13 protein-coding genes are annotated in these 10,760 nt (G+C 72.2%); 3 read left to right on the top strand and 10 right to left on the bottom strand.

Going from position 1 to position 10,760, the window contains the following annotated elements:
• The 8 genes from Q0L54_RS07465 to Q0L54_RS07430 all read right to left on the bottom strand — a co-directional run.
• Positions 1 to 1,052 (bottom strand): MFS transporter (locus Q0L54_RS07465; protein WP_296666716.1); only part of this gene is annotated, 1,052 nt, incomplete at its 3' end.
• A 145-nt stretch (positions 1,053 to 1,197) separates the two neighbouring features.
• Positions 1,198 to 2,442 (bottom strand): cation:proton antiporter, encoded by a 1,245-nt coding sequence (locus Q0L54_RS07460; RefSeq protein ID WP_296666715.1) that lies wholly within the window; start codon positions 2,440 to 2,442, stop codon positions 1,198 to 1,200.
• Between the two features lie 3 nt (positions 2,443 to 2,445).
• Complete coding sequence (locus tag Q0L54_RS07455; protein ID WP_296666713.1) at positions 2,446 to 2,925, bottom strand: TrkA C-terminal domain-containing protein; 480 nt, start codon at positions 2,923 to 2,925, stop codon at positions 2,446 to 2,448.
• Positions 2,926 to 2,971: 46 nt separating this feature from the next.
• Positions 2,972 to 3,871, bottom strand: a complete 900-nt coding sequence (locus tag Q0L54_RS07450) for a hypothetical protein (RefSeq protein WP_296666710.1) — start codon at positions 3,869 to 3,871, stop codon at positions 2,972 to 2,974.
• A gap of 77 nt (positions 3,872 to 3,948) precedes the next feature.
• The gene (locus tag Q0L54_RS07445) at positions 3,949 to 5,025 is read right to left on the bottom strand and encodes a HAMP domain-containing sensor histidine kinase (RefSeq protein WP_296666707.1); all 1,077 of its coding nucleotides are present in this window, start codon (positions 5,023 to 5,025) and stop codon (positions 3,949 to 3,951) included.
• Positions 5,022 to 5,714, bottom strand: a complete 693-nt coding sequence (locus Q0L54_RS07440; RefSeq protein ID WP_296666705.1) for a response regulator transcription factor — start codon at positions 5,712 to 5,714, stop codon at positions 5,022 to 5,024. Before Q0L54_RS07440 ends, Q0L54_RS07445 begins: the two co-directional genes overlap by 4 nt.
• A gap of 1 nt (position 5,715) precedes the next feature.
• The gene (locus tag Q0L54_RS07435) at positions 5,716 to 6,489 is read right to left on the bottom strand and encodes a DUF2202 domain-containing protein (RefSeq protein ID WP_296666704.1); all 774 of its coding nucleotides are present in this window, start codon (positions 6,487 to 6,489) and stop codon (positions 5,716 to 5,718) included.
• Positions 6,490 to 6,596: 107 nt separating this feature from the next.
• Positions 6,597 to 7,163 carry a GNAT family N-acetyltransferase gene (locus Q0L54_RS07430; RefSeq protein ID WP_296666702.1) on the bottom strand — a complete coding sequence of 189 codons (567 nt, stop codon included), beginning with the start codon at positions 7,161 to 7,163 and terminating at the stop codon, positions 6,597 to 6,599.
• A gap of 159 nt (positions 7,164 to 7,322) precedes the next feature.
• On the opposite strand from Q0L54_RS07430, the gene Q0L54_RS07425 reads away from it, so the two are divergent.
• Positions 7,323 to 8,156: a siderophore-interacting protein gene (locus Q0L54_RS07425; protein ID WP_296666700.1), complete on the top strand. Its 834-nt coding sequence runs from the start codon at positions 7,323 to 7,325 to the stop codon at positions 8,154 to 8,156.
• A gap of 9 nt (positions 8,157 to 8,165) precedes the next feature.
• Positions 8,166 to 8,645 (top strand): hypothetical protein, encoded by a 480-nt coding sequence (locus Q0L54_RS07420; protein ID WP_296666697.1) that lies wholly within the window; start codon positions 8,166 to 8,168, stop codon positions 8,643 to 8,645.
• Positions 8,646 to 8,648: 3 nt separating this feature from the next.
• Here Q0L54_RS07420 and Q0L54_RS07415 read toward each other — a convergent pair whose 3' ends face one another.
• Both Q0L54_RS07415 and Q0L54_RS07410 read right to left on the bottom strand, forming a co-directional pair.
• Positions 8,649 to 9,551, bottom strand: a complete 903-nt coding sequence (locus Q0L54_RS07415; RefSeq protein ID WP_296666695.1) for a phosphotransferase — start codon at positions 9,549 to 9,551, stop codon at positions 8,649 to 8,651.
• Between the two features lie 9 nt (positions 9,552 to 9,560).
• Complete coding sequence (locus Q0L54_RS07410) at positions 9,561 to 10,157, bottom strand: alpha/beta hydrolase (protein ID WP_296666692.1); 597 nt, start codon at positions 10,155 to 10,157, stop codon at positions 9,561 to 9,563.
• A 59-nt stretch (positions 10,158 to 10,216) separates the two neighbouring features.
• On the opposite strand from Q0L54_RS07410, the gene Q0L54_RS07405 reads away from it, so the two are divergent.
• On the top strand, positions 10,217 to 10,760 hold a 544-nt coding region (locus tag Q0L54_RS07405), incomplete at its 3' end, for a bifunctional 2-polyprenyl-6-hydroxyphenol methylase/3-demethylubiquinol 3-O-methyltransferase UbiG (RefSeq protein ID WP_296666690.1).

Raw genomic sequence — 10,760 nt, 5'->3', positions numbered from 1 at the left:
GCGATCGCGAGGCCGGTGAGGAACATCAGGGCGCCGAGCCACAGCATGGTGGGCGCGAGCACGAAGGTGGCGGCGCCCACTCCGGTGGCGGTCACGCCCCACAGCAGCCTCGACGCGAGCGAGCCGTGCCACACGCGCGACCCGTACGCGAGGCCGCCCACCAGTGAACCGAGAGCAAAGACGGCGAGCACCGCGCCGGACCACTGCTTCTGCTCCAGCTCCTCGGCGAAAGCCACCGTCGAGGCGTCGACCGAGGCGAAGAGCGCGCCCTGGGTCGCGAAGATCGCAGTAGTGACCACGAGAGCGGGTGTGGACACCAGCAGGTGGCCCCGCAGTGCGCCCGCGTAGCGGCGCCTTCGCGACGCGCGCGGCGGCAGCCCCACGCGGGGCATCTCCCCGTCGATCACCAGGGCGCGCGCGGCGCCGTGGGCGTCCTGACGGCGGCGAGCGTCCGCGCGACGCGCCGGCGGCTCGGTGTCAGTCAGCGAGATGAATCCATACCCGCCCACCGCCAGCGTCGCGACCGCGATGGCGGACGGGGCCCACGACGCCACCTGGGTGGCGAGCACCGTCGCGGCCGCCGGGCCGGCGATGAAAAGCACCTCCTCGAGAGAGGACTCGAGGGAGAACGCGGTGTTGAGCGAGTGGCCGTCGGGCACCACATGCGACCACCGGGCGCGGGTGTGGGTGGACTGGGTGCCCCCGGCGGCGACCAGCGGCGCGAGCAGCACGAGGGTCCATAGCGGCTGGTGCGTGAGCGCGGCGACGATGATCGCTACCCTGCCGGCGATCGCGATCGCATAGCCGACGCGCAGCACGCGCGACTGCCCGTAGGCATCGACCAGCCGGCCCACCTGGGGTGACACCACCGCGTACGAGACGGCGATCGCGGCGAGCACGATGCCGCCGTACTCATACCTGCCGTACTCGATCTGGACCAGGAGGAAGGTTGACAGGCCGGTGAGGCCCATCTGGATCCGCGCCACCAGGCCCCACGCCGTGAAGGCCCGGGCACCCGGCAGGGCGAGGATGCCCCGATAGGGCGTAAGCATGGCGGCACCTCACAGGAACGAGGAGATCTCGCGCGTCCTCGCGCGGAAGCCGCGCCAACTGCGCGACGGGGCCGGCGCATCGTCCCGGGGGAGGCCCTCCGGGCACGACCGGAGCATCGTCTCACACGGACGATGCGGTCCCGGCCTAGGGGGACGAGCCGGGAGCCGCGGAACCCCTCGGCCTGGCCTTGAGAGGCGAGGGGATGCGGTCCGCGAAGCGCATGAGGATGGAGCCGAACACCGCCAGGATCAGCACGTACGCCGCTGCGAACGGCCCCAGCATCGCCTCCGCGCCCGCGGCGACGCCCAGCCCGGCGATGACGATGGAGAACTCGCCTCGGGGAACCAGCGACAGCCCGGTGCGCCATTGGCCCTTGGGGCCGATCCCGGCGCGCTTGGCCGCCCAGATCCCCGTGTAGATCTTGGTGCAGGCGGTCACCACCGCGAGGCCCAGGGCGGGTAACAGCACCGGGCCCAGGTCACGAGGGTCGATGCCGATCCCGAAGAACACGAAGAAGATCCCGCCGAACACGTCCCGCAGGGGCGGCATCAGCCCGCGGACCTGGTCCGCGACGTTGCCCGAGAGCGTGAGCCCCAGGAGGAACGCGCCCACGGCCGCCGAGACCTGCACCGCCTCCGCGAGGCCCGCGACCAGGAATGCGAGGCCCAGCACCCCGAGCAGCAGCAGCTCGCGGGAGTGGGAATGGACCACGGTGGAGACGTGGCGCGAGAACCGCAGCGCGAAGAAGAAGGCCGCCGCCACGATCCCGATCGCGATCGAGGCCGCGATCGCCCCCTGCAGCAACGTCGCGCCCACGAGCAGCACCGCGAGGATGGGCAGGAACACCGCCATCACGATGTCCTCCATCACCAGGAGGCTGAGGATCACCGGGGTCTCGCGGTTGGCGAGCCGGTCGAAATCGTCGAGCAGCCGCGCGATGATCCCGGAGCTCGAGATGTAGGTGACGCCCGCGAGCAGCACCGAGGCGGTGACGGACCACCCGAGCAGCAGCCCTACCGCGAATCCGGGCGTGGCATTGAGCACGCCGTCGAGGATCCCCGCCTTCCAGGTCATGCGCACGCCGTCGCGAAGGTCCTGCGGCGAGTACTCGAGGCCTAGCAGCAGTAGCAGCAGCACCACGCCGATCTGCGCGCCGATGGCGAGAAAGTCCTCGCCCGCGCTGATGGGGATGAACCCGCCCTCGCCCATGATCAGCCCCGCGAGCAGGTACAGCGGGATCGACGGGATCCCGATCCTGCTCGCGACGCGGCCGAGCGCCGCCAGCACCAGGAAGACGATGCCGAGCTCGATGAGCACGGTGGCGGTCTCAGCGTGAGGGCTCGCCGCGGCCACGCGCAGGCCCGACAGGGGTGCGGTCGCGGCGATCATCGGCTATCCCGTGAGGATCTGCGCCGCGCGGTCGGCTGCCTCGTCCGACCCCATGACCAGCACCACGTCGCCCGGCTCGAAGACGAAGGACGGCTCGATGCCCGGGATGCCCTGGTCGCCGCGGATCACCGCCACCACCGATGCGGACGTCTCGGTGCGGATCCGTCCCTCGGCGAGCGCGCGCCCCACGAGGCCTCCCGATGCGGGCATCGTCACCCACTCGATCGCGAGGCCCACGATGGTGTGCTTGAGATCCTCGAGGCGCGCGATGATGTTGGTGCCGCCCAGGAGCTCGGCCATCTTTCCCGCGTCGCCCTCCGACAGCTCGACGGTGCCGCGGCACGAGTCAGGGTCCTCGCGGTCGTACAGGGCGATGTCCCGTTTGCCGTCGCGGCGGACCACCACGCCCACGTGGTCGCCCCCCTCGGCGGTGAACTCGTAGCGGACGCCGACTCCGGGGAGCGGGGTCTCGAAGATGTCCATGCGGCCTACTGTTCCATGTCGGGACCCTCGAGGGCTATGGGTGCGCCTACGCCTCGTCGGCGAGGCCGAGCTCGAGGAGCCTCTCCCACGCCATCCGCGCCATGAACGGATCGTCGATCTCGATGTAGCGGAGCGCGGCGAGCAGCTGGTAGGCCTGAGCCCGCCAGGCGGTGGCGCTGGTGACGTCGCCGTAGCCGCCGTACAGCTCGTCACGCATGTCGAGCGGCACCACCGTCGCCGCGCCGCCCAGGTCCGCCGCGGGGTCGCCGGCCCCGAAGTTGTGCCAGATGAGGATCCCGCAGAACGTGCCGCGGTCGGACTGAATAGCGCGAGGCTCGAGACGCCCGTGCGTCCACGACCACTGGGCGTCGAGCGGCGCGCTCGCGCCGATGCGGAAGAGCGCATCGGCGCCCTCCACGTTGAGAGTCCGATTCTCCGGTGCGCCGCGCAGCGCGGCGAACGCGAGCAGGCGCTCCCACTCGCCCCCCCACGACTCGAGGCCGAGCGAGGTGCGTGGATTTCGCGCCGCGCCGGCGGGCGCCGGGACGTGGACCTGGCGGATCGCCGAGCCCAGGGCTCGCGCCGAGTGCGAGTGGAGGGGCACGAAGGCCGCCGTCGACGCGGACACCCAGTCCACCAAGGTCCAGTGGAACGGGTAGCCGTGGCCCGGACGGCCGGTACCGACCGGCGCGGACGTGGGGAACGTCCACCTCCGGAGGTGGGGAGCGATCAGATCCGTCGCGCGCTCGAACAGCTCGTCGTCCTCGGCGAACCGCGGGAAGAGGGCTCCGTGGTCATCGCCGATCCTGATGGCGAAGTGGTCCTCGAGCGTGTAGCGGCGGCCCAGCTCCTGATCCGCGAGGTGCGGGAACTGCTCGTCCACGAGCGCCCGGACCGCTTCGTCGGTCACGGCGAGTGGTTCGCCGGTGCGCGCTCCGAGGGACATGCGACCCACGTTATCCTCTGGCTTCCCGGGGCCGGCGCACGCGCGCCGCACCCGCTGGCATCTGCGCGGAGTCGCCGTCAGTTTGCGGGAGCGACCGGGAGGATCAGCGCGAAGGTGGACCCGGCGCCGGGTCCGGGTGACGATGCGGTGATGTCGCCGCCGTGCGCCTGCGCGAGGGAAAGCGCGATGGTGAGACCGATCCCGCGACCCTGGCCGCCCTGGCCGCCGGCGCGGTAGAAGCGCTCGAAGATGTGGGCGAGATCCTGGGCCGCGATTCCCGTGCCGGTATCCGTCACCGTGACGGTCGCGCGTACGTCGCCCACGGTGACGCGCACCTCGACGGAGCCCGCGGAGGGCGTATGGAGCAGCGCATTGCCGAGCAGATTGACCAGCACTTGAGCGATCCGATCGCGGTCGACCACCACAGGCGCCGGACGGTCGGCGTGGACGTCCAGGCTCACGCCGCGATGGTCGAACTGCGGGCGCAGGCGGTTGCACACGGCCCGGGCGAGTTCCGCGAGGTCGGCGGGGCCGGGGGCAAGCGACAGCGACCGCTCTTCCGCGCGCGAGAGGGTCGACAGGTCCTCCGCCAGTCGCTCGAGCCGCGCGGCCTCGGCCGCGACCCGCTCGAACACCTCCGGGCTGGGCTCGACCACCTGGTCGATCAGCGCCTCCATGGAGCCGCGGATGGTGGTGAGCGGGGTCCGCATCTCGTGCGCCACCTCGTCGATCAGTCGCACCCGGCGCGCCTCGCCCTCCTCCAGACGCTCCGCCAGTGCATCGATGTCCTCCGCGACGGCGGCGAGCTCGGCCTCGGCCGGCCGCGGCGCCCGCCGCGTGTAGTCGCCGCCGGCGATCGCCCGCGACGCCTCGCGGATCTGCGCCAGCGGCACGGCGATGCGCTGGGACACCACGAGCGCGGCCACCCCCGCCGCCACGATCGCGGCGGCAGCGCCCCACGCGAGCGCGGCGGGAAGCGCATCGGCGAGCGCCTCCCGCGTCTCGACGGCCCGCATCGTGCTGCCGCGCATCATGCCCACGCGCCGTTGCACGCCCACCCCGGCGACGATCGCCGCGACGGCGACCAGCGCGACCACCCCGACGAGCGCCACCGCCAGGTGCGAGGCGAGCAGCCGTCCTCGTAGGGTGCTCATGCCGCGGCCAGCTTGTAGCCCACCCCGCGCACGGTGAGGACGATGTGAGGGTCCTCCGCCGGGTCTCCGAGCGCCTTGCGCAGCTTGCGGACATGCACGTCGACGATGCGCTCGTCGCCGAAGAAGTCCCAACCCCACACACGCTCGATGAGCTGGCGGCGCGTGAAGACCCGGCCTGGGGCGGAGGCGAGCGCCGCCAGCAGGTCGAACTCGAGGGCGGTGAGCGTCACGCCCGCGCCGTCCACGGACACGTCGCGGCCGGCCAGGTCGACCGTCAGGGCACCCAGGTCGACGCGGTCCGCGGGCCGCGAGGTGTCACGTCGGCGCAGCAGCGCGCGAACCCGCGCCACCACCTCCCTGGGGCTGAACGGCTTGGTGACGTAGTCGTCGGCGCCCACCTCGAGGCCCACGATGCGGTCGGCCTCCTCCACGCGCGCGGTGAGCAGCAGCACGTACACGTCGGACGTGCGCCGGAGCCGCCGGAGCGTCTCGATCCCGTCGATGCCGGGGAGCCTGACGTCCAGCACGATCAGGTCCACGGCGGTGCGTGCGACGGTGTCGATCGCCTCCTCGCCGGAGCCCGCCTCGAGCACCGTGAAGCCGTCGCGGCGCAGGTAGTCCCCGACGAGCGTGCGGATGTTCGCCTCGTCGTCCACCACCAGCACCGTTCGCGCTGTCACGCTCGCCATCCTACGGAGCGGGTACCCCGGTGATGTCCTCGACCTCCGCCGCGTCGAGGACGGCGGCCTCGTAGTCCTCGCCCCGCGCGTCGAGGGCTCGAACGAACGCCCGCAGGTGACGTTCGCTCGCGGCCTCGAGGCGGTCGTAGACCGTCGCCACCGCCACGGAGGATACGTCCTGCGCCCGCAGGTCGGCGATGTCTGTCTCCTCCACCAGCGCCGCCGCGCCCAGCGCCGCCGAGGCGGACTCGGAGCCCTGCGCCAGGAGCTCGTCGTACAGGGCCTGGAGCTCGGTGTCCTCGTAGACGCCCGCCACGGCGCCATCGTTCGGGTCCTCGAGTCCGTACGCACCGAGCAGTGCGCCCACGGCATCGAGGTGGTGCTGCTCGGCCCGCGAGATCATCGTGAAGGCGCGCAGGTCCCACGCGTCTGCGAACTCGACATAGAGGTCGCGGGCGAGCCGCTCCTCCTCCGCCATCCGCGCGAGCGACGCGGCGTCCGCTGCGCTCGCGGGCGCATCGTCCACCACCCAGTCCTCGAGGCACATGCCGTCGGCGGCGCGTCCGAAGGCGGACTCGTCCCCGCGGAGGCGGCCCATGCCGCCCATGCCGCCCATGCCGCCCATGCCCGGCGCGTCCCCCCGGCGGTACTCCTGACGGATCTCAGCCCCGGTGCCGCCGGGTTCATCGTCCGCGGTCACCGCCCAGGCGACGGTGGCGGGAACGGCGACCAGCGCGGCGCCTGCGGCGACCGCGAGAGCCACGGTGCGGGTCGGGACGGACATGGGAGTCTCCTTCGCTCGGATGACTTCAGTCCAGCGGATCCGTGTGAAGGGCGCCCGTGCGAAAGTGTGAAGATCGCGTGAAGGTGCGTGTGAGGCTGCGCGTGAGGCTAGAGGTGCAGCGCGTCCCGGTGCTCGCGCCATTCGCGCGCGAGCAGCCCGAAGATCGCGTCGTCCGAGACCTCCTCCTCGACCCAGTACGCCTCGCGCTTGACACCCTCGGCCCGAAAGCCGAGCCGCTCGAGCACCTTGATCGAGCGAGAGTTGTCGGGATGCGTCGCCGCCTCGATCCGATGCACGCCGGTGACATCGACCAGGTAGTCGATGAGCGCGGCGGCGGCCTCGGTCGCGTAGCCCTTGCGGCGCGCCCAGGTGTGAAGCGTGTAGCCGATCTCCGCGGTGTGCCCATGCTCATGGAGATAGAGGGCGACGTCGCCCACGGTCCGTCCGTCTGCACGGCGCTCGACGTCCAGCTGATACCAGCCGCCGGGCCGGGGGCCCTCGTGGGACGCGATCTCGCGGATCAGCGCCAAGGCCTTATCCACCGAGTAGGGCACTCGCCACGCCTGGTACATGGCGGTCTCGGGATCGGACCGGCGCAGCGCGAAGTCCTCCGCGTCCGCCTCCGTGAACGGACGCAGAATGAGTCTCTCGGTGTGCAACGGTGCGAAGGCCACGGGGCCACCCTAGTGCGGTACCGCAGCGAAACCCCAGCATCCGACCGCCGCGAATTTCGCAACGCGGGAGTTGCGTTTATGCCTTACACTCCCAGGTGAGGTGAGACTCACCTCGTCCGGCGCGGCCCCGATCCGCGCCGCGCTCCGGGAGGGATGCGCATGGAGACCGTCCACGCAGCGACCGTCGCGTCGATCGAGCGGATGAGCCCGCGCATGGTGCGCCTGAGCCTCGCCCTCGACCAGCCGGCCGCGTGGACCTCCACGGGATGTCCCGACGAGTTCGTCCACGTCGAGGTGGCCGCCGACGCCGTCGAGCCCGACGGGCGCGCGTCGCGCCACTACACAGTCAGCGGCCTCACTGTGGGCGGGTTCCGGCTCGAGGCGTTCCTCCACGGCGACGGACCTGGCGCCGCCTGGGCGCGGGACGCGCGTGTGGGCGACAGGGTGCGCGTGTCCGCGCCCAAGGCGTACTACCGCGTGCCGGACGATGCACGGGCGCGGATCCTCTGCGGCGACGCCACGGCGCTCCCGGCCATCGCGCGCATCCTGGCCGAGGCGGGCGCGGGCGAGCGGTTCCGCGTCATCGTCGAACTGCCCGATCTGCAGGACGTCCGCGCGCTCCCGTCCGCGGCGGACGTCAGCGTCGAGTGGCGTGTGGGTGGCAACGGTCACGGAGCTTCGGTGCTGAGGGACGCGCTGGTGGAGGTGGCGGTGGCGGAGCTGCAGCCCGGCGCACGCTCCTACGTCTGGGTCGCGTGCGAGTCCGTGCACTCCCGACGCATCCGCCAGTTGCTGCGCCGCGAGTTCGCCCTTCCGGTCAGCCACTACCGGATCGTGGGGTACTGGCATGCAGACCTCGAGCGCGCGATGCGGGTCTGGGAGAACGCGACCGACGAGCAGAAGGCGCGCTACGCCTCGCTGTGGCGCCAGGATCGCTCCGACGAGGAGAACTGGCTCGAGCTCGAGCCATTCCTCCAGTCCCTCGGGGTCTAGCCTCGAGGCATGCCGCCGCGCGAGAACCAGCTGGATCCGGCCCATGCGCCCACGCCGTTCACCGCCGCTCAGATCCGGGAGGCGACTCCCGAGGGCTGGAGCGTTGAGACCCGCACCACCCGCGATGGCGAGGTGGTCGAGCGGGCGCGCACCGTCTTCCGGGACGTCGACCAGGACGAGGTGACCATGGAACGGCACCGTCTCGACGACGCGGGCGTCCCCGCGGGCGAGGTGCAGGCGCGCCGCGTGCGGTGGCTCGATCTGCAGCGCCACGCGTCCTTCCCCATCGGCATCACGACGGTGACGCCGGAGCGGATCGTGACGGCCGTGGGCGAGGGCGACTGCCTGCGGTACGACGTGCGCGGCGACCACGGCACGAGCGTGTTCTGGTTCGCGCTGGACCACCCGGGCATGCCGGTGCGTTTCGAGGCGGGTCCCGCCGCGGGTCGCGAGGTGACCGAGGTGGTCGCCTACGGCGCCTCGAGCTGACGGTCAGCGGCGGTCGAGCACCTCGAGATCCGCGAGCGCGAGGCGGCCGGCCTCCGAGTAGGTGGCGTCGTCGAGCGCCGCGAGCGTCACCGCGAACGCGAGCGCCTCGGCCCGCACCCGCTGCATCGCCGCCTCGTCGATCCGCGTCTGTGCGCTGCCGTAGCCCTTGAGGACGTCGCGCATCCGCGAACTTCCCACCAGGCACCAGGCGTGCCCGAGGTCCGTGGCCGGATCGCCGGCACCCATGTCGCCCCAGTCCAGGATCCCCGCCAGCCTGCCCCCGTCCGTGAGGACGTTCGCGCCGTGAAGGTCGAGGTGCGCCCACGTGTCAGGGGGGCGTCGCCGCACCGCGCCGGCGCGATACTGCGACCGGACCAGGTCCGCGTCGATCGCGACGCCCGAGTCCACGAGTCGTTCGACGCGATCGTCGAACCGCTCGGCGCGTTCCGCGAGCGATACCGAGCGGAAGGGGTTGCGCGGCGCGTCCTCCGGTGCCGGCACGTGCACCTGGGCGAGCGCCTTGCCCAGGTCCGAGGCGCCGCGGCCGGAGAGCGGCGCGTCGAACGCGAGCGAGCCCTCGATCCACGGCACCACGGCCCACGCCCACGGAATCTCCTCGGACGGGCCGCCGATGCGGACGGGGACCGGTGCGGCGAAGGTCCACTCCTGAGCGAGGCGTGGAAGCCAGACGTGCTCCCGCACGATGACGTCCGCCGCGTGCGCACGTCTCGGAACGCGCACCGCGAGGTCCGGCCCTAGACGGATGGTGACGCAGTCCCATCCCTCCATGACCTCCCCGAGCCCCAAGGGCACGAGGTCGGGATGATCGCGCTCGAGGAGCGCGCTCATCAACTCCGGCGTGACCGAGACGTCCGCCTGCGGCATTGACCACGGCACTGTGCTCATGCGTTGAGGCTAGTCTGCGTGCTCTCCCGGCCGCCACTCGAGATCGCGGTCGTCGGCCAACACCCACTCGAGCGCCGCGCCCCAGGGGCCGTGTCCATCGTCCGGGTTGAGGTGCCCCACGCCCGCGATCTCGACCGACGGCAAGCCCCACCGCGTCGCGAGCGCGCCGATCGGGCCGGCGCGGTACGGGTCCTCGGCGCGCGCCGCGACCATGGTCGATCCCGAGGCTCGCGCCACCGCCGCGACGTCCACGGTCCCGAGCGCGAGGTCGCCCATCGGCCCCGTCAGGCGGTCGGGATGTGGCGGCGCCGTCATGAGCACGCGGTCGACCCGCAGGCTCGGGTCGAGCCCCTGTGCGACGTGGAGCCAGAGGATCCCGCCCAGCGAATGGGTGATGACCACGCGCTCGCCGTCTCCCAGCATCGCGAGCTCGCCGAGCGCCACCTCGCGCCAGGCCTCGAGGCGCGGGAGTTCGGGCGAAGGCAGCTGCGGGTACTGCACGGGCACGCGGGCGCGGCGCAACTCCTCCGCCAGCCACCACAGCCAATGCCCGCGAGGGCGGTGATGCTCGAAGCCGTGGAGCAGCAGCACCCGGGTCCCTGTCACCGGCCTATCGTGGCACGCGTGGCCGGGGTCCCGGTCGAGCGGTGGGAGAATCGGGCATCATGAAGGAACAGACGCCCGAGGCCGCGAAGGAGCGCCCCGACCACCAGCGGTGGAACTACAACATCCACTACCAGCGCGAGCTGGTGCCCACCATCGCGGAGACGGCGCGTACCGCGCTCGACGTGGGCTGCGGCGAGGGCTACCTGTGTCGCAGCCTGGCGGCCCGCGGGCTCGAGGTCACCGGTATCGATGCGGACCCGGCAGCGATCGCGCGGGCCCGGGCGCAGGGCCACACCGTGGAGCTTCTCGATGCGCCCGACGGCGGCGAGGCCGAGTCCCCGTCCATCACCTATCGCGCGGGCGACGTGATGACCACCGATCTGGGCACGTACGACGTGGTGACCGCCGTGGCGGCCGTCCACCACCTGGACCTCGAGCCCGGGCTGGAGCGGCTGCGCGGGCTGGTCGCCCCCGGCGGCCGGCTCCTCATCGTGGGGATGGCGAAGTCGAACTGGCCGCAGGATCTGCCGCGCGACGTGTGGGCGACCTTCGTCGACAAGTTCCACCGGCTGTTCCGCGGCTACTGGGACCACGGGTGCGACT

Origin of the sequence: Demequina sp., from assembly GCF_024642165.1 — a bacterium.
Taxonomy (GTDB): domain Bacteria; phylum Actinomycetota; class Actinomycetes; order Actinomycetales; family Demequinaceae; genus Demequina.
This window is presented reverse-complemented; position numbering and strand designations above follow the sequence as displayed.

Coding starts and splice junctions, on each gene's coding strand:
- Q0L54_RS07445 (WP_296666707.1), bottom strand. CDS start 5,025: ATGAGCACCCTACGAGGACGGCTGCTCGCCTCGCACCTGGCGGTGGCG.
- Q0L54_RS07415 (WP_296666695.1), bottom strand. CDS start 9,551: ATGAGCACAGTGCCGTGGTCAATGCCGCAGGCGGACGTCTCGGTCACG.
- Q0L54_RS07450 (WP_296666710.1), bottom strand. CDS start 3,871: ATGTCCCTCGGAGCGCGCACCGGCGAACCACTCGCCGTGACCGACGAA.
- Q0L54_RS07425 (WP_296666700.1), top strand. CDS start 7,323: ATGGAGACCGTCCACGCAGCGACCGTCGCGTCGATCGAGCGGATGAGC.
- Q0L54_RS07435 (WP_296666704.1), bottom strand. CDS start 6,489: ATGTCCGTCCCGACCCGCACCGTGGCTCTCGCGGTCGCCGCAGGCGCC.
- Q0L54_RS07455 (WP_296666713.1), bottom strand. CDS start 2,925: ATGGACATCTTCGAGACCCCGCTCCCCGGAGTCGGCGTCCGCTACGAG.
- Q0L54_RS07460 (WP_296666715.1), bottom strand. CDS start 2,442: ATGATCGCCGCGACCGCACCCCTGTCGGGCCTGCGCGTGGCCGCGGCG.
- Q0L54_RS07440 (WP_296666705.1), bottom strand. CDS start 5,714: ATGGCGAGCGTGACAGCGCGAACGGTGCTGGTGGTGGACGACGAGGCG.
- Q0L54_RS07420 (WP_296666697.1), top strand. CDS start 8,166: ATGCCGCCGCGCGAGAACCAGCTGGATCCGGCCCATGCGCCCACGCCG.